14 protein-coding genes are annotated in these 17468 nt (G+C 62.9%); 3 read left to right on the forward strand and 11 right to left on the reverse strand.

Going from position 1 to position 17468, the window contains the following annotated elements; translation table 11 throughout:
• Positions 1–51 precede the first annotated feature (51 nt).
• The 7 genes from DWV00_RS24065 to DWV00_RS24095 all read right to left on the reverse strand — a co-directional run bounded on the left by DWV00_RS24065 (position 52) and on the right by DWV00_RS24095 (position 9084).
• Positions 52–837 (reverse strand): electron transfer flavoprotein subunit beta/FixA family protein, encoded by a 786-nt coding sequence (locus tag DWV00_RS24065; RefSeq protein ID WP_115536130.1) that lies wholly within the window; start codon positions 835–837, stop codon positions 52–54.
• On the reverse strand, positions 834–2018 hold the full coding sequence (locus tag DWV00_RS24070) for an electron transfer flavoprotein subunit alpha/FixB family protein (protein ID WP_115536131.1): 1185 nt from the start codon (positions 2016–2018) through the stop codon (positions 834–836). Before DWV00_RS24070 ends, DWV00_RS24065 begins: the two co-directional genes overlap by 4 nt.
• 6 nt (positions 2019–2024) lie before the next feature.
• Positions 2025–3950, reverse strand: coding sequence for a (Fe-S)-binding protein (locus DWV00_RS24075; RefSeq protein ID WP_115536132.1), 1926 nt, complete (start codon positions 3948–3950; stop codon positions 2025–2027).
• Between the two features lie 2 nt (positions 3951–3952).
• A complete protein-coding gene (locus DWV00_RS24080; RefSeq protein ID WP_115536133.1) occupies positions 3953–6016 on the reverse strand; it encodes an NADH:flavin oxidoreductase in 2064 nt (687 codons plus the stop codon).
• Positions 6017–6137: 121 nt separating this feature from the next.
• Complete coding sequence (locus DWV00_RS24085; RefSeq protein ID WP_115536134.1) at positions 6138–6671, reverse strand: DUF5943 domain-containing protein; 534 nt, start codon at positions 6669–6671, stop codon at positions 6138–6140.
• Between the two features lie 90 nt (positions 6672–6761).
• Positions 6762–7733 carry a dipeptidase gene (locus DWV00_RS24090; RefSeq protein ID WP_115536135.1) on the reverse strand — a complete coding sequence of 324 codons (972 nt, stop codon included), beginning with the start codon at positions 7731–7733 and terminating at the stop codon, positions 6762–6764.
• A gap of 76 nt (positions 7734–7809) precedes the next feature.
• Entirely contained in the window at positions 7810–9084 is a 1275-nt protein-coding gene (locus tag DWV00_RS24095; protein WP_115536136.1) for a serine hydroxymethyltransferase, read from the reverse strand.
• 432 nt (positions 9085–9516) lie between these two features.
• Between DWV00_RS24095 and DWV00_RS24105 the strand changes: the two genes are divergently transcribed.
• Both DWV00_RS24105 and DWV00_RS24110 read left to right on the forward strand, forming a co-directional pair.
• Positions 9517–10557 carry a GlxA family transcriptional regulator gene (locus DWV00_RS24105; protein ID WP_245965022.1) on the forward strand — a complete coding sequence of 347 codons (1041 nt, stop codon included), beginning with the start codon at positions 9517–9519 and terminating at the stop codon, positions 10555–10557.
• Between the two features lie 198 nt (positions 10558–10755).
• Positions 10756–11505: an NAD-dependent epimerase/dehydratase family protein gene (locus DWV00_RS24110; protein WP_115536139.1), complete on the forward strand. Its 750-nt coding sequence runs from the start codon at positions 10756–10758 to the stop codon at positions 11503–11505.
• A gap of 79 nt (positions 11506–11584) precedes the next feature.
• Here the strand turns inward: DWV00_RS24110 and DWV00_RS24115 are convergent, their stop codons facing one another.
• Entirely contained in the window at positions 11585–12250 is a 666-nt protein-coding gene (locus DWV00_RS24115; RefSeq protein ID WP_115536140.1) for a TetR/AcrR family transcriptional regulator, read from the reverse strand.
• Between the two features lie 74 nt (positions 12251–12324).
• On the opposite strand from DWV00_RS24115, the gene DWV00_RS24120 reads away from it, so the two are divergent.
• Positions 12325–12957 (forward strand): glutathione binding-like protein, encoded by a 633-nt coding sequence (locus DWV00_RS24120; protein WP_115536141.1) that lies wholly within the window; start codon positions 12325–12327, stop codon positions 12955–12957.
• Between the two features lie 79 nt (positions 12958–13036).
• Here the strand turns inward: DWV00_RS24120 and DWV00_RS24125 are convergent, their stop codons facing one another.
• The 3 genes from DWV00_RS24125 to DWV00_RS24135 form a co-directional block, all read right to left on the reverse strand.
• On the reverse strand, positions 13037–14590 hold the full coding sequence (locus tag DWV00_RS24125; RefSeq protein WP_115536142.1) for a methyl-accepting chemotaxis protein: 1554 nt from the start codon (positions 14588–14590) through the stop codon (positions 13037–13039).
• A gap of 314 nt (positions 14591–14904) precedes the next feature.
• Positions 14905–15900: a LysR family transcriptional regulator gene (locus DWV00_RS24130; protein WP_115536143.1), complete on the reverse strand. Its 996-nt coding sequence runs from the start codon at positions 15898–15900 to the stop codon at positions 14905–14907.
• A gap of 133 nt (positions 15901–16033) precedes the next feature.
• Positions 16034–17461: an FAD-binding oxidoreductase gene (locus DWV00_RS24135; RefSeq protein ID WP_115536144.1), complete on the reverse strand. Its 1428-nt coding sequence runs from the start codon at positions 17459–17461 to the stop codon at positions 16034–16036.
• Between the last annotated feature and the right edge of the window lie 7 nt (positions 17462–17468).

A 17468-nucleotide genomic window follows, 5' to 3' on the forward strand; every position in this document is an offset into this window, starting at 1 on the left:
TCGCAAGAGCGGCCTTCCCGCCTATGCCGGCGGAGAAAAACCGTTGCGAATTCAGTAATCGATGAGTCGATGCTCGCGCAAATACCCCAGGATCGCTTGTGCTTTTTCGACCGAACTCCCCTCAATTACGACGTTTCCGCCACGGCTCTCCGTGGTGGTTGCCGTCATCATGCGGGCATGCCCGGAGCGCTTTTCGGCGGCAACGAGTTTGATCGGCTTTCGCTGAACAGGCCCGATTTGCCACGCGCCGGCATTGGCATCGCGGGCCGGGGCCGTACGCTGCGGCTCGATGGTGCCGGCCACCGCGCGTGCATAGGCGTAGCGCGGCGTAACGGCGGCTTGGGGGTGAACGGCCACGACGGCGGGCAGTGCGGCATCGACGCTGCGGCGGAACCCTTTCGGCAAAAATTGCGTCACGACAAGTCGGTCATCGTCCATGGACAAATCGAGTGCCGAATCGATCAGGGCATACCCGAGCGCATCGGCCAGCCGATACGGCAGCATGCCCGTGTCGTACGCCCCTTCCGCACGCGTGCCGGTCAGCACGAGCGGCACGCCGCGCAAACGCTCGGCCAGCAGCGCGGCCGCGTCGTCGCTGTCGCCGCACGCGAGCACGTCGATGCGCGGTGCGCCGAGCGCCAAGTAATCGGTCAGCGCGGGGTTCGATGCGTCGCCCGCATGCACGACTTCGAGTTGCGCACCGTGCTGCTTCGCGAGCGAGCGCGCGATTTCGAGCGCCGCCGCGTCGTTGCGGCTGTAGCAAGACACGCCGCTGACGCGATGGTGTCCGACCGAAACGAGTACGGCGATTCGATCCAGCTTTGCTAGTGCTTTCATGCCGCCAAGCCCTCATGAACGTTGGTGCCGGCTGCCGCCGCGACCGGGGCCGGACGGCCCTGCTTTGCATCGCCGACCGCATCGGTCAACGCAACAATCGTCCCCTTCGCATCGGCGATGAGCGTCAGATTCGCGCGCTTGACGATCGGCGCACTCGCATCCAGGTTCACCGCGATCACATGCCGGCAGTCCTTGATGCCCTGCAAATGCTGGACGGCACCCGAGATCCCGAACGCGATATAAACGCTGGCATTGACGGTTTTGCCCGTCGCCCCCACCTGCTTGTCGCGCGTGAAATGACCGTTGTCGACCGCCACGCGGCTGGCTCCGATCGCGGCACCCAACGTACGGGCCAATGCCTCGAAGGCCGCGATGTCGGTCACGCCGTTGCCGGCGGAGATGATGAAGTCGGCCTCTTCGAGCGCGACTTGCGCAGCATCGAGTTGAGTCGTGCCGCGGTCTGCGTATAGGCCCGAACCGCCGGCCTTCGTCGCCTCGCCGCCGGCCGGCGGCGCGATGCGCTCGCCGGCGCCCACGAACGGCAGCTTCGCGGAAACGGCATCGAGGTCGAGCAAGATCACGTCCGGCCAGGTTCGCGTGGCGAACGATTGACCTGCTCCCGCATAGCAGCCCACATGCGCGGCATCGATCTCGACGACGTGCGTTGCAATGCTCGCCTTCGCCCGCGCGGCGTAGCGGCGGCCCAGATCGCCGTCGCCCGTCGCGTTGTCGGGCATCAAGACATGCTCGGGCGAGAACGCGGCCACGCATTCGCGCAACGCTTCAAGCGCCTTATCGGGGGCGAACGCGGGCCGCGCAAGCGCCGGCAGTTCGACGACCTTGTCGGCGCCGAGCACCGCGGCATCGTCGGTCAACTCGCCGAATACGAGCAGGATGACTTCGGTCTTCGCATCCGCGACGATGGCAGCCGCCGCAAGCGCCTGGCGCGCATGTTCGTCGAGCGCGCCGCGATCGGTATGGGCCGCGACGAGCAACGTGCGGCCACCCGCTTCATAGATACGGCGCGGCTTCGGCGCCTCGGCATGGGCTCCACGCGCGGCGGCGAAGGTCGTCGTATTCGTTGCCCCCGCAACTTGCAGTTCGCCGAGCGTAATGCGTCTGAGCCCGGACACTGCGATGACGAAAGGCCGGCGTGGATCGATTCGTTTGATCGTATTCATGGCTTGTCACTCCAGCGCGGCGGCAACGAGTTCGGCAACATCGAGCACTTCCGGCCGCGGCCCCACCACGCCTTCGAGCATTGCCGTGCAGTTCGGGCAGCCGACGGCAACCACGTCGGCGCCGATCGCCCTCGCGTCGCCCATGCGGATGTCGGGAATACGCGCCTTCCCCGGGATGTCCGTCAACGGCGCACCGCCACCGCCGCCGCAGCAGCGTCCGCGCATGCCGTTGCGCTCCATCTCGACGACCTTGATGCCGATCGACTTGAGCGCGCGCCGCGGTGCCTCGGTTTCGCCGTTGTAGCGGCCGAGATAGCACGGATCGTGATAGGTGATGCGTTTGTCGGTCAGTGCGGACGAAGCTTTGGGAGAAATCCGGCCCGACTCCACGAGCTCCGCGATGAGGCTGGTATGGTGCTGAACCTCGTAGCGCACGCCGAACGCACGATACTCGTTGCGCAGGCTATGCATGACGTGCGGGTCCGCCGTCACGATCCGCTTGAAGCTCAATGCGCCGAGCGTTCCGATCATGCGCTTGGCCATCCGCTGGAACGTCGCTTCATCGCCGAGGCGGCGCGCGACGTCGCCCGTGTCCGCTTCCGTCCCGCCCAGCACGGCGAAGTCGACGCCGGCTTTGTTCAACACCTTGACGAGCGAGCGCAGCGTGCGTTGATAGCGCATATCGAACGCACCTTCTCCGGCAACGAGCAGCACGTCGACGGGAACGCCGGGCTGCGCGACGCGAGCGTTCAGATCGACGGCCCAGTCGTAGCGCGCGGCGATGTCGTAGCCGCCGGCACTTCCGGTTTCTCTGAGGTTGGCCAGCACTTCCGGAGCCTTGCCGGGAATGTCGCCTTCGGTCAGCGTCCGATTCCGCCGCATGTCGACGATCGCATCGACGTGCTCGATCAGCATCGGGCATTCTTGGACGCAGGCCCGGCACGTCGTGCACGACCAGATCGTGTCCGCTTCGATCAAGCCCGAGACGATGGGGCCGTTCGGCTGCCCAGCGTGGCGGCCGACCGCAATGCCGGGCGTCGGGCTACCGGCGTAGGCGGCATCCGTCCCGCCCGCCATGCCGACCACGAGATCCTGGATCAGCTTCTTCGGATTGAGCGGCTGGCCCGATGCGAACGCCGGACATGCCGCTTCGCACTTGCCGCACTGCACGCAGGCGTCGAAGCTCAGCAACTGGTTCCAGCGAAACTCGACCGGCTTCGCCACGCCGTAGTCGCGATGGTCGATGTCGGGCATCTTCAACGCCGTGGGAGGCGTCGCGGTGCCGTTTCCGGTATACGAATCTCGCGTGGCGGCGAAGCGCTCTTGCCGCGGATGGAACGCCAGATGCAGCAGTCCCGCGATGGCATGCTTCATCGGCCCGCCCTTGGCGGCTCCCATCGTCATCGCGAAGGCGCCGATGCCGATCAGCACGGCGCAGATCACGGCGAACGCGCGGGACATCATGCCGGCGGGGACCAGCGTAAACAAAGCCAGCCCTAACGCGAACGAGCCGAGCAGCCAAGGCAACGTATTCCACGGGCCGCGCGACAGTCGCGCGGGCACGTCCTTCGCATGCCGGCGGCGCCAGACGAAGACGGCACCGATCAGCATCGCGAGCGCCGCGAGGAAGATCAGCTTGTCGAGCCACGGCGAGTAGATGCCGAGGCCGTAGTTGATGAAGACGAGCGCGAGCGCGCCGATCGCACCGCCCGCCGTCGCCACGTGGGTCTTGGCGATATACGGATCACGGGCGACGACATGGTGAAGATCGACGAAATAGCGCTTGGGAATCGAGAACAGGTTCCAGATGCCGAATGTACCGGGCGCGGTCGCACGCCCCAGGCGCCAATAGGACGAGCGTTTGGCGACGGCAAACGCCAGGCCGGCGACCGAAAGCCACAGCAGCACCGTGATGAGAAATGCCGGGCTCATGGTTAGAAGTCCTTGCAAAGCCGCAACGAGTCGTAGATCGCCCCGTGGATGTTGTGCATCGAAATGCAATCGCCGACACGGAACAGGAGGAAGCGGCCGTTGCCCAATTCTTCGGACAGGGACGGCTGCGGCTCGGCGGCAAACAGCTTGTGCACGTCGATTTGACCGCGATTGACCGACTCCGGCTTGAGCGCCCAATAGAGCGAGTCGTTAGGCGTACTGCCGTTCTCGATCACGACTTGATCGACGGCCCGCTCTTCCTGCTCCTCCGTGTACTCGTTACGCAACACGGCGATCGTCTTGCCGTCTTCCTCGTACACGCGGTCGAGCCAGTAATTCGGCGTATGAATCACGCCCTGTGCGTATAGGCGGCGATAGAAGATCGGGAACGTCGTGCCGCCGCAATCGTCGGCCACCTTGACGTCGGGCGTCACGATCTCCACGTTCGAGCCGCGGCTCGAGATGAAATCGGCTACGCCGGCACCGGCGTGCGTGCTGACGCCGTCGTAGACGAGCACGTTCTGCTTCGGTTCGACGCGGCCGGAGAGAATGTCCCACGAGCTGACCGCGAGCCCATCGGCCACGCCCCATCCCGCCACTTGATCGGAGAACGCGCGGCCGCCCGTGGCCAACACGATGATGTCGGGCTTCTCGGCCATGATCGTCTTCGCGTCGGCTTCGACGCCCATGCGGCGATCGACGCCGAGACGCTTGGTTTCCATGTCGAACCAGCGCACGATGCCCGCCATCTGCTCGCGCTGCGGCGCCTTCGAAGCCAGGACGATCTGGCCGCCCACCTCCGTGTTCTTCTCGAACAGCACGACGTCGTGGCCGCGCGAACGTGCCACGCGCGCCGCTTCCAGCCCGGCGGGGCCCGCGCCGACGACCACGACCTTGCGCTTCGGGCCGCGCGACTTTTCGATCACATGCGGCATCGACGCTTCGCGCGACGTCGCCGCATTCTGCACGCATAGCACGTCGAGGCCGTTGTACTGCCGGTCGATACAATAATTCGCGCCAACGCACTGCTTGATTTCGTCTTCGCGCCCGTCGCGGATCTTGATGACCATGTGCGGATCGGCGATCTGCGCGCGCGTCATGCCGACGAGATCGATCATCCCCGACGCCAGCAGGCGTTCGGCTTGACCTGCATCGCGGATGCTTTGCGCGTGCATGACGGGAACCTTGACGACCGACTTGATGCCGGCGGCCAAGTGAACGAACGGCTCGGGCGGCAATGCCATCGGCGGCATGCAGTTCGCGAGCGTGTTGTGCGTATCGGCGCCGGAGCCGATCACCCCGAGATAATCGATCAGGCCCGTCTCCGACATCGCCTGTGCGATCTCTTTCAATTGCTCGTGATCGAGACCGTCTTCATGAAATTCGTCGCCGCACATGCGCAGCCCGACGACGAAGTCGGGGCCCACCGCCTCGCGCACCGCCTGAAGCACCTCGACACCGAAGCGCAGACGGTTGCCGAGGCTGCCGCCCCATTCGTCGGTCCGGAAATTCGTCCGCGGGCTCCAGAACTGATCGATCAAGTGCTGGTGGGCGGCGGAGATCTCGATGCCGTCCATCCCGGCGTCCTTCACCCGCTTCGCGGCTGCCGCGAAATCGGTGATGATGCGGCGGATCTCCTCGACTTCGATGATCTTCGCATTACCTCTGTGCACGGGTTCGCGCACGCCGGACGGCGACATCAGATGCGGCCAATGCTCGCCGTGGAACGCCGAGCGTCGGCCCATGTGCGTGGCCTGAATCATGATCTTCGCGCCGTGGCGATGCATCGCTTCGGCCAGGCGCAACAACGGATCGACGATCTTGTCCGTTGCGAGGTTCACCGACTTCCACCAGCCTTGCGGGCTGTCGATCGACACGGGGCTCGAACCGCCGCATACGGCCAGGCCGACGCCGCCCTTCGCTTTTTCCTCGTAATAGCGGATGTACCGATCGCCGGGCAACCCGCCCGGCTCCGCATAGACTTCCGCGTGCGCCGTGCTGACGATGCGGTTACGCAGCGTCAGCTTGTTCAGCGTCATCGGTTTGAACAGATGGGGGTAGCGCATGTCGATCGACCTCGAGCGTATTCTGTGACGAGCCGTAGTGCTTAAATTGCGTTATTGCTTCGCTGCGTATTGCTTAGTTACTTGGTTGCTTGGTTGTTTCATTGCCGTGGCGTGGATCGGATCAATGCCCGATCGGCGACACTTCGAACACACAGTGCTCGTGCCCTTCGCCCGCGCACTGCGTCTCCTTCGACTGCGAACGCGGCGCGCCCTTGCCGCTCGCTTCGGTGTCGTTGACCCAGTCCATCGCGCCGGCGAACCAGCCCGCGAACATGTAGCAGAGCTTGCCTTCCTTCTCGGGCTGAGCCAGGACGAACGACGAATGGCGCAGTTCGATGCGCGCGTAGGCGCTCGCCGGGTCGGCTTCGACGATCTTGAACAGTCCCCATCCGCGCTGCGACAAGCGCTTCAGGTAGTGTTCGAAGACGGCCATGCCGGTCAAACCGTGTTGCTTCGCTTCCTTGTCGCACCAGTGATAGGCCGATTTGTAGCCGGCCTTGTACAGAATCTCGGCGTACGCTTCGCGGCCGAGCGCCTCTTCGACGGCGACATGGTTGTTCGTGAAGAAATGGCGCGGCACGTAGAGCATCGCCAGCGCATCGGTCGTCCACACGCCGGTGTCGGCGTCGACGTTGATCGGAATTTGCGGTTGCATGAGAAGGTCCCTACCTAGCTAATTCGTTCACTAATCGTTTGGCAATCGTGCGGCAATCGTTCGGCAATCCATGACGACGATGACGACCCGTCATGCGCCCCACACTTCGCCGAATACGCGTACCCAGTTCTCGCCCATGATCTTGCGGATGCGCGTCTCGCTCCATCCTGCGCGCTCCATCGCGGCGGTCAGGTTCGGGAATTCGCCGATCGTGCGGATGCCTTCGGGGTTGACGACCTTGCCGAAGTTCGTGAGACGGCGGTAACGCCCCTTGTCGTGCGTGAGCCAATCGAAGAAGTCGACGCTGAAGCCTTGCGTGAAGTCGGTGCCGATGCCCACCGTGTCTTCGCCGATCAGATTGACGACGTAGTCGATGGCCTCGATGTAGTCCTCGATCGTCGAGTCCGGGCCGCGCTTCAAGAACGGCGAGAACATCGTGACGCCGACGAAGCCGCCGGCATCGGCGATCTCCTTCAATTGCGCGTCGCTCTTGTTGCGCGGGTGCTCCTTGAGGCCGGAGGGCAGGCAGTGCGAGTAGCAGACGGGCTTCTTCGAGAACGCGATCGCCTCCGACGACGTATTGCCGCCGACGTGCGAGAGATCGACCATGATCCCGACGCGGTTCATCTCGGTGATCACTTCGCGGCCGAAGTCGGACAGGCCGCCGTCGCGCTCGTAGCACCCCGTTCCGACGAGGTTCTGCGTGTTGTAGCAAAGCTGCACCACGCGCACGCCCATGTCGGCGAACGCTTCGATGTAGCCCAGGTTGTCCTCGAACGCGTGGGCGTTCTGGAAACCGAGGATCACGCCCGTCTTGCCTTCCTTCTTGGCGCGGGCGATGTCGGCCGTCGTGCGCACGAGCGTCAGGATTTCGCTGTGCTCGCGAATCTGCTGCTTCATGAGCGCGATGTTGTCGACGGTCTTGGTGAAGCTTTCCCACACCGAGACCGTGCAGTTGGCGGCCGTGATGCCGCCTTTGCGCATGTCTTCGAAAACCGAACGCTCGAACTTGGAGATGTTCAGACCGTCGATGATGATGCTGTTGTCGTGCAACGTGGACATCGAATGCTCCGGGCTTGGGCTAGTCGAATGAAAGTCGTCTTGGAGCGCGGTGATATGCGCTTCCGTTTTGCGTTCTTCAATAAATCGGGAATTGCTCGCACAGCGCGAAGATTTCGCGGCGCACGCGCTGCTCGGTCTGGGCATCGCCCTCGGGATGGCGCGTCAGCGCATCGAATACCTCGAGAATCAGGCGTCCGATCTGCTCGAACTGCTCGACCCCGAAGCCGCGCGTCGTGCCGGCCGGCGTACCCAGACGAACGCCCGACGTGACCGTCGGCTTTTCGGTATCGAACGGAATGCCGTTCTTGTTGCAGGTGATGCCGGCACGTTCGAGCGCCGTCTCCACCTGCGTGCCCTTCAGGCCCTTCGGACGCAAGTCCACGAGCAGCAGGTGATTGTCGGTGCCGCCCGTCACGAGATCGACACCGCCTTCGCGCAATACCGCGCCGAGTGCCTGCGCATTGGCCAGCACGCGGTCGATGTAGCGCTTGAAGCCGTCTTCGAGCGCCTCGCCGAACGCGACCGCCTTGCCCGCGATCACGTGCATGAGCGGGCCGCCTTGCAGGCCGGGAAACACCGCCGAGTTGATCTTCTTGGCGATATCTTCGTCGTTCGTCAGCACGAAGCCGCCGCGCGGGCCGCGCAGCGTCTTATGCGTCGTGGAGGTGACCACGTGAGCGTGTTCGATCGGATTGTCGTGACGGCCGGCCGCGATGATGCCCGCGATGTGCGCCATGTCGACCATCAGCTTCGCACCCACCGCATCGGCGATCGCGCGGAAGCGCGCGAAGTCGAGCTTGCGCGGGTACGCCGAAAAGCCGGCGATGATGAGGCTCGGCTTGTGTTCGTGTGCCAGTGCCTCGATCCGATCGTAGTCGATGAGCATCGTGTCGCGGCTCACGCCGTACTGCACGGCGTTGAACCACTTGCCCGACAGCGCGGGCTTGGCACCGTGCGTCAGGTGGCCGCCGGCGTCGAGCGACATGCCGAGCATCGTGTCGCCGGGCTTGGCCAGCGCGAGCATCACGGAACCGTTGGCCTGCGCGCCCGAATGCGGCTGCACGTTGGCATACTGGGCGCCGAACAGCCGCTTCACGCGCTCGATCGCCAGCACCTCGACTTCGTCGACGAATTCGCAGCCGCCGTAGTAGCGCTTGCCCGGATAGCCTTCCGCGTACTTGTTGGTCAGCACGGAGCCCTGCGCTTCGAGCACGGCGCGCGAGACGATGTTCTCCGATGCGATCAATTCCACTTGCGACTGCTGCCGCTCGAGTTCCCGAAGAACGGCCGCGCGCACGGGGGCGTCGCGGTCGGCAAGCGTCTGCGTGAAAAGCGGCTCTGTATTCGACATGGCGTATCCGTAGTGAGGGCGCGGCGTGCTGGTGGATCGAGAGGCGTGCCGGCGTGCATGGTTGACGGCTCTATTCTTGTCGTTCGCCCTGTTGGCCGATTTACGAATTCAGACGCTTTCTTGGCCTTTTCCGACACGCGCGTCCGTTTTGGACAAGTCGGATGAGTGACGCCGATGCGAGCCCGAACCGGCCGCGCGACCATCGGACGCATCGGAAGCGCACCGGCGATCCTCATGCTGCATTGCACCACAAAGAGATCAAAAAAATGCTTTCCCTCTTTACCGTTGGGCATCAGCGCATACGTGTGGTGCAGCAATGGGCCGCGTGCCAGCTCGCCCTAGGGTTAAGCCGTATGGCATGCTTGTTGCCCTGGAAGCCACAATGAAACGCGCCCCCGCCGCTCCGAAGCAAGCGAGCCGCGGCAGCAATAGATAGGAATCGAAGGAAAGTCTCCCATGTCCCCCGACCGCACTGCGTCGCTGTCGAACTTCGCGTTCATGACCCTCCCGAACTTCACGATGATCGCGTTTTCGAACGCGGTCGAAGTGCTTCGGATGGCGAACTATCTCAGCGGCCAGACGCTGTACCGGTGGACCGTGGTGAGCCCCGACGGCGGGCCCATCGTGGCAAGCAACGGTTTGTCCGTCGACACGGTTCCCATCGCTTCGCTCGAACAGCAGCCCGACGTCGTCTTCGTTTGCGGCGGCGTCGACGTGCAGCATTCGACGACGAACACGCATCTGTCGGAGCTGCGCCGTTTCGCACGCATGGGCACGGCGCTCGGCAGTCTGTGCACGGGCACCTATGCGCTCGCTCGCGCGGGTTTGCTCGACGGTTATGCCTGCGCGATTCATTGGGAGAACATGTCGGCGCTCAAGGAAGAGTTTCCCGGCACGCGCTTCTTGAAGGAGCTGTTCGTCGTCGATCGCGACCGCATCACTTGCACGGGCGGCGTCGCGCCGCTCGACATGATGCTGCATCTCATCGCACCGAGAATCGGCACGCCCCGCGTCACGCAAATCGCCGAACAGTTCATCGTCGAGCACGTGCGCGATACGAGCGCTCAACAACGGATGCCGCTCGTCGCGCGTCTCGGTTCGGCCAACAAATCGCTGTTCGAAGTCATCGCACTGATGGAGAACAACATCGAGGAGCCGCTGTCGCGAGAGGAGCTCGCGCGGCTTGCGAACATGTCGCAACGGCAGCTTCAGCGGCTGTTCCGAGAGCACCTCGGCATGACGCCGACGCATTACTACCTCACGCTGCGGCTGCGCCGCGCGCGCGAACTGCTGCTGCAGACCGATATGTCGATCATGCACATCACGATGGCATGCGGTTTCCAATCGGCATGCCACTTCAGCAAGAGCTATCGCGACGCGTTCGGCACCGCGCCGACGCGCGAACGCCGCAAACAGGTGGCGCCGCTCGCCCGCCCCGGCGCGACAACGACGGCGCCGGCATTGCACGTCTGATTCCTGCTTCCGAGGTATTCGGCGATCCGCCCGATCGCCGATCGCCTCGCCGCCGCGCTTAGCGTCGCCCGCCCCCTTTCCTCGACCGGCTTGATCATTCGACCATTCGATGGCCTAGTCGTTTTCTCGTTTTTTGGACCTTTTCGCTGGTGCATCGCCCCGCCAAAATGACGCACGTCAATCGGGAGGATCGTACCCATGAAAGAAAAGGTTTTCTTGGCGGGCGCGGCGGGTGCCGTAGGCGCCGTACTGACGCCGCTGCTCGTCGAATCCGGCTACGAGGTGTACGGTACGACGCGTCACCTCGAACGCATGGACGGCATGCGCGAAGCGGGCGCGCACCCGGTGCTCGTCGATGTCTTCGACCGCGAAACGCTGGCCAATGCGATCGAGTGCATCGCACCTTCGATCGTCATTCATCAATTGACCGACTTGCCGCCGGGACTCGATCCCAAGCGGATGAGCGATGCAACCGTGCGCAACGCCCGCATTCGCGGCGAGGGTACGGCCAATCTGGTTTCGGCCGCACGCGCCGCCGGGTGCGAGCGCATCGTCGCTCAAAGCATCGCGTGGGCCTATGCGCCCGGGGCCACACCCCATGCCGAATCGCAGCCGCTCGATCTCGGCACCGAAGGCGCGCGCGCCGTGACGGTCGTGGGCGTCGCGGCGCTCGAGCGCTGGGTGTTGAGCATCAATGAATCGGGCGGCATCGGCACCGTGCTTCGGTACGGCAACTTGTACGGCCCCGGCACCGGCCGCGATGCGCCGCAGGGTGCGAGCCCGCTGCATGTCGAGGCGGCGGCGTGGGCCGCGCTGCTCGCGGTTCAACGTTCGACGGGCGGCGTATTCAACGTTGCGGAAAACGGCGCCGAAGTCACGAGCGAGAAGGCCAAGCGCGAACTCGGCTGGCGGCCCGACATGCGCCTGCAGCAACACGTCGCTCAATGACGGCGGAAAGATAGCCTGACGCGCCACGGCCTCGCGTTACGCGCTACCTATGTGGCGGCCGCTGACATGCAAAGGCCGTTCATTTTCCCCGGCTGCCCGCGCCCGGCCCCGCGCCGCAGATCATCGCCACGCCTGCCTCGGCCGTCGCGCGCAGGACCGCACGCTTGTCTCCCGCGCGCGAGCGTATGGCCAACGAATGCAAGATCGCCGATGCGACCTTCGCAAGCATGGCCGGATCGGCATTCGGATCCAACTCGCCGCCGTGCTGCGCGCGCATGAAACGCGCTTCGAACGAGCGATCGAACACGCGCAATCCATCCGCAAGGATCGAACGAACGTCTTCGTCGTTGATCGCCTCGGCCACTGCCGTACCGGTCAGAAAACACCCCGTTGCCGCACTGCCCGCGCGGTAGTACATCCCCAGAGCCAGGTCATATACGTGCAGCAGCGCTTCGCCAAGCGGCAAGTCGCCGGCCAACGCCTGGTCCATCCCCGCTCGGCTGACCTCGATGTAACGCTGAAGCGTTGCCAAATACAGCGCGCGTTTATCGCCGAACGCGCCGTACAAGCTGGGCCGATTCATGCCCGTCGCGGCGCTCAGATCGTCGAGTGTCGTCGCGCTGTAGCCGCTTTGCCAGAACGTATCGCGCGCGCGCTTCAACGCGTCTTCGGCGTCGTATGCGCGCGGGCGCCCACGGGCACGCTTCGGCTCCGTCTGCTCGTCTTCCGTCTTTTTTTGTACCATTTCGAATAAAATACTTGACCGCCTGAATTTTTGTTCACTATAGTACAAAAACCAATCAACGAGGGGAACGAGACATGGATCTGTACTTTTCGCCGCTTGCGTGCTCGCTGGCCACGCGTATCGCGTTCTACGAAGCAGGCTATGACGCGAGGTACGTGCAGGTGGATAACAAGCTCAAGCGCGTGGAGGACGGCAGCGAGTTTTTCGCGATCAATCCGCTTGGCCAGGTGCCGGTTTTGCGCACGGACGACGGCACGTTGCTCTATGAAAACGTGGCCATCCTGCCTTACGTGGCCGATCATTTTCCTGCCGCGAAGCTGGCGCCGATCGGTGGTTTCGAACGTGCTCGGCTTCAGCAGTGGCTTGGATTTATCAGTACCGAATTGCACAAGGCGGTGTTCGTTCCGATGCTGGACAAGGAAGCGAGCGACGAAGTCAAGCGCTATGCGCGCGAGCACGTGCCGCTTCGGATGGGGGCGCTGCAGGCCCATCTAGCCTCGCGGGAATGGCTGCTCGATCGCTTCAGCGTGGCCGACATCTATCTGGGCGTCGTATTGAATTGGGCGCGTTACTGCGACATCGACTTATCGCAATGGCCCGCCGTGCTCGGCTTTTTCAAGCGTTTTTCCGCTCGCCCGGCCGCCGCACGAGGGTTCGAAGAAGAGCTCGGGCTGTATCGCGCCGAACTTGCTCGCCAGAACGGTTAGTGCTTTGCGCGCGAGGAGATGACGGAGCGCTCCAACAATGGACCTAGTCAATGCGTATCCGCAAGGCCGCCGTGAAACGTTAGATTCCCGCCATCTCCTTCGTCGTAAAAAACTGCATGGCGGAGGCCAACCGACTGGCCTCCGCCTGCAACTCGTCGGCAGCCGCCGACGCCTGCTCCACCAGCGCCGCGTTTTGCAGTGTGGTTTGTTCGATTTGGCCAAGTGCCACCTTGGTGCGATTGATGTCGTCGCTCTGCACGGTCGAGACTTCGGCGATTTCTTCCATGAGGACGCTTGCTTCCCGAACGGCGTCGGTGATTCGATCCATCTGCCGCCCTGCGGTGCCGACTAGCTCGCTCCCTTGGCCGATCTCGTGCGACGAATGGCGGATCAGTTCACTGATTTCACGCGCGGCCGCCGCTGAACGCTGGGCGAGATTTCGGACCTCGGATGCCACGACGGCAAACCCTCTGCCGTGCTCGCCGGCCCGAGCCGATTCCACCGCGGCGTTGAGCGCCAGAATATTGGTTTGAAACGACAACGATTCGATCGCATCGATGATCTCGTTCATTCTCGACGAGCCTTGAACGATACGATGCATCGTCGACACGACCTTGTTCATTTCTTCGCGCCCGCTGGCGGCGATGCCGGCCACGTCGGACACTACCGCGAGAGCGGCGCCGGCACGATTCGAGTTCCGCTCGACCCGAGCCGCGAGCTCCTGCAAATCTTCGACCACGGCTTGCAAGCCCGCCACCTGTCTCTCGGTGCGCTGCGACAGATCGGCATTGCCCATTGCGATCTGCACCGTGGCGTTCGCAACCGACTCGCTGCCGCGGCGAACGTCACCGACAATTTCGTTCAGGCTCGTCTCCATATGCGTGAACGCATCGAATAATCTTCCGATTTCTCCGCCGTGCATGGGCTTGGGGCGGGTCGCGCATAGATCGCCCGACGCAATGCGCTCACAATCCTCGGCCGCATCGCCGATCGGCCGAATCACCTTTCTCGACAACGAGACATAGCTCGCCGTTGCCACCGTCAACCCGCATACGCAGATGAGGACGAGCACGACGAGTTGTTGCTTCGTCTGCCGCCGAGCAGCTAGAAAGCGCGCGTCGGCATCCCTTTTTCGGATGTCTATCAGCTTCTCGAGCGATGCCTCGAAGGCGACATACGTGTCGAACGATTGAGTCATCTCCCTACCCAATGCCGTTGCATCCATGGAGGACCGCTTCGCCTTCATGCCTTCGAGGAACGACCGCAACCTGCCTAGATTCCCGACGAACGCCGACTGTTCCAACGGATGTGCGTCGAAATCCTGGAGGCTCAGATACGCTGTCCGGCTGCCGTCTATCCGCCTCATGTCATCGTCCACGCCTTTCAGCAAAGCCGGACGGTCCGAACTCTGAAACGAACCCAACGATGAGTACGTGGCAACGATATCCAGCGTATCCGCTTTGATCGTCATCAGAAGCTCGACGCCTCGGGCATCGACGCGATTGATACGCTCCATCGCAACCAACGCGCGGTAGCCATTCAACAGTCCCATCAAGTTTCCGGCGACCATCAGCACGGATAGCAGAGCAAGCGTTTGGAGCAGCCTAGCTTTGACGGTTTGGTTGCCGATCATATGTTCTTCTAACCCCGCCCTTCAAAACTGGTTCGATTGACCTATAAATACGGAATCGTGTCGGCCCGACACGGGATGAACATATATTCACGATCAATGAAAATTTGGATATTTCCAGATCAAAACCGTAGCTCCATCCAAAGCCGAACGTGTCCGGTGGATGCGATTCGTTTATTCTATAGGTCACTCGACCTTATATCAACGAATCAAGGCTTCGGGGAAATACCTAGCGCGAGGCCATGCGTCTCCCGCGTCGGGGACGGTATCCCGCCGAGGACTGCGTTGCGGTTGAGCGCGTCACCGCGTGAGCGAGCTCACGGGTGCAGGTAGACTTGATCGACCGGCATGCCGAGGCCGTGGGCCATCTCTTTCGCGATCTGCGATTCGTATCCGACGCGAATCAAATCGTGCAGCGATCTCGGCAGGCTGCCGAGTTCGTTTTCGCGAAAGCACATGTAGAACGAGCGGATCATTTCCGCGTAGGGACGGCCGTTGCCCGAGAAAGCCGACAGCGGCAGGACCTTGAGATCGGGCAAGTACAGCCGGGACTGCCAGATGCACAAGGGGGTGGTCAATGCAAAACCGATCCCCGCGGCGACGAGGCTCATCAGCGGATCGGACGCATCGAACTCGCAGCTTCGTTCGATGTTTTCCGAATGCAGCTGCAGACAGTGTTCGATTTCCTGCCCGACGATCTGCCTGGCACTGTAGCGAATGAATTGCAGATGGCTGCTGAGTTCGGTCAAGGTCGTCAGCCGATCGATTTGGAACGACGCGGGCAACACGACCACATACGGCTCGGAAAACAGGAGCTGGCAATGAATGCCGGCGGATTCGGCGGGGCCGCGATTGGTGACGGCCAGATCGAGCTGCCGGCTCTCGAGCTGGCCATGAAGCACGGACGACATGCCCGACCAAAGCCGGACCTGGTGCGACGTTCCGACGAGCGCCTTGATGATCATCGGGCCAACGACGGCGGCGAACGAATCGATGCACCCCAATCGCACGACGTTGCGTTTCGCGCGCGTGAGGTTGCGGACGCTGTCGACCATTTGATCGGCGCTCTGCAGCAGAATCGTTGCTTGCTCATACAACCGTTTTCCCGCGTCGGTCGGTCGAGCGGGTCGCGTCGTCCGATCCAGTAAATTCGCGTCCAGCGTGCTCTCGAGCGCCATGACGCGCTGCGAGAGCCCTGCTTGGGAAATGCCGAGTTGGCTAGCAGCTCGCGATATGGAGCCGGACGCGACGACCGCGACCCAACTGACCAACAGGTCCCACTCGGGATATTGCTCGCCCGAAATTTCTTTCATGGAAAGGCAGCCGTGTGTCTACACACAGTAGACATAGTAGGGCCTCGTAGGGGCCGGCGTCCAATGGGGGAATTACTGACTCCTAGCCACAAGGAAGCCTTTACCGTATGCGCGCGCACGCTCTCCCGAGCGGTCACTTCGGCAAGACTCTGCGCGGGTTCATCGTGTCGAGAGGATCGAGCAGGTTCTTGATCGACTGCATCAACGCGACCTCGACGGGATCCTTGTATTTAGACATCTCGGGAACGTGCAGCGCGCCGATGCCATGCTCCGCGCTGAACGTGCCGCCCATTCCCGCCGCGATGTCGTAGAGCAGATGGCTCAATTCGAGCTGCGTTCGTGGCTTGTCGGAGATCCGAGCCCAGTGCTCGTGGCTGAACATGACGATGTAGTGAAGATTGCCGTCGCCCATATGCCCGACCACGACCGGAACCGTGTCCGGATAATGCCGCGCCAGCGCTTCGCCGGCCTGTTCGACGAAGTCGGGGATCCGGTAAGTCGGAACCGCAATGTCGTGCGTCAGCCCCATCCCCTCCTTCATGTTGGATTCCGTCACGCTATGGCGAATCTTCCAGAGATCGGCGCGTTGCTGTTCCGTGGATGCGACAACAGCGTCTTGAATCGTGCCCTCTTCGAACGAGCCACGCAGATAGTCGGTCAGCTGGTCCGTCAGTGCCTCGCTCGAGCCCGATGTCGCGGCGAGTTCGACGAGAACCACCCACTCCGGCGTCTTCTCGAATGGGTTGCGCGTTTTCGCCGCATGCTTGAGCGATATTTCGAACTCGCTGCGGGAAATCACTTCCAGGCCGACGAGTTCGCTCGGAAACCGCGCCTGAAGCTTGACGCCTTCGGTCACCGCAGCCCGCACGTCATGAAAGCCCAGCATCGTAGTGGCTTTCGCGCAAGGGCGCGGATAGAGCTTCAGGCTGGCGGCAGTCACGATTCCGAGCGTTCCCTCCGCGCCGACGAAGAGGTTTCTCAAATCGTAGCCGCTGTTGTTCTTGCGCAGCGTTCGAAGCCCGTTCCATATGCGGCCGTCCGCCAATACGACCTGCAGACCGAGCACCAGATCGCGCGTGTTGCCGAAGCGAACGACATTGGTGCCGCCCGCGTTGGTGGAGATGTTTCCGCCGATCTGGCACGAGCCTTCGGCCCCGAGTGTGAGCGGAAACATCCGATCAGCGTCGAGCGCGGCTTGCTGGATGTCGGCGAGAATGCAGCCGGCCTCGACCGTGACGGAGTTGTCCGCCGCATTGAGTTCGACGATGCGGTTCATCTTCGCGAGATTCAGGAGAATGCTGCTCCCGTTCGCATCCGGCACCGAGCCGCCGCACACGCTGGTATTGCCGCCCTGGGGGAACACCTTGATCCCGTTGGCGTTGCAAAAGGCCAGCACGCGCGACACCTGCTCGACGCTGCGCGGAAACACCACGCAGGCGGCCACGCCGGAGTGACGCTTGCGCCAGTCGATCAAATGATGAGCCATCTCCACGGCGTTGCCGACGACATCGGTCGCGCCCACGCATTCGCGCATCGCTTCGACGATCTTTTCCGTTTCCATGTCCGTC

Source organism: Trinickia dinghuensis (genome assembly GCF_003367175.1).
GTDB lineage: Bacteria > Pseudomonadota > Gammaproteobacteria > Burkholderiales > Burkholderiaceae > Trinickia > Trinickia dinghuensis.

Excerpts from the sequence above, each read along its gene's own strand:
- DWV00_RS24065 (WP_115536130.1), bottom strand. The coding sequence starts at position 837 with ATGAAAGCACTAGCAAAGCTGGATCGAATCGCCGTACTCGTTTCGGTC.
- DWV00_RS24070 (WP_115536131.1), bottom strand. The coding sequence starts at position 2,018 with ATGAATACGATCAAACGAATCGATCCACGCCGGCCTTTCGTCATCGCA.
- DWV00_RS24075 (WP_115536132.1), bottom strand. The coding sequence starts at position 3,950 with ATGAGCCCGGCATTTCTCATCACGGTGCTGCTGTGGCTTTCGGTCGCC.
- DWV00_RS24080 (WP_115536133.1), bottom strand. The coding sequence starts at position 6,016 with ATGCGCTACCCCCATCTGTTCAAACCGATGACGCTGAACAAGCTGACG.
- DWV00_RS24085 (WP_115536134.1), bottom strand. The coding sequence starts at position 6,671 with ATGCAACCGCAAATTCCGATCAACGTCGACGCCGACACCGGCGTGTGG.
- DWV00_RS24090 (WP_115536135.1), bottom strand. The coding sequence starts at position 7,733 with ATGTCCACGTTGCACGACAACAGCATCATCATCGACGGTCTGAACATC.
- DWV00_RS24095 (WP_115536136.1), bottom strand. The coding sequence starts at position 9,084 with ATGTCGAATACAGAGCCGCTTTTCACGCAGACGCTTGCCGACCGCGAC.
- DWV00_RS24110 (WP_115536139.1), top strand. The coding sequence starts at position 10,756 with ATGAAAGAAAAGGTTTTCTTGGCGGGCGCGGCGGGTGCCGTAGGCGCC.
- DWV00_RS24115 (WP_115536140.1), bottom strand. The coding sequence starts at position 12,250 with ATGGTACAAAAAAAGACGGAAGACGAGCAGACGGAGCCGAAGCGTGCC.
- DWV00_RS24120 (WP_115536141.1), top strand. The coding sequence starts at position 12,325 with ATGGATCTGTACTTTTCGCCGCTTGCGTGCTCGCTGGCCACGCGTATC.
- DWV00_RS24125 (WP_115536142.1), bottom strand. The coding sequence starts at position 14,590 with ATGATCGGCAACCAAACCGTCAAAGCTAGGCTGCTCCAAACGCTTGCT.
- DWV00_RS24130 (WP_115536143.1), bottom strand. The coding sequence starts at position 15,900 with ATGAAAGAAATTTCGGGCGAGCAATATCCCGAGTGGGACCTGTTGGTC.
- DWV00_RS24135 (WP_115536144.1), bottom strand. The coding sequence starts at position 17,461 with ATGGAAACGGAAAAGATCGTCGAAGCGATGCGCGAATGCGTGGGCGCG.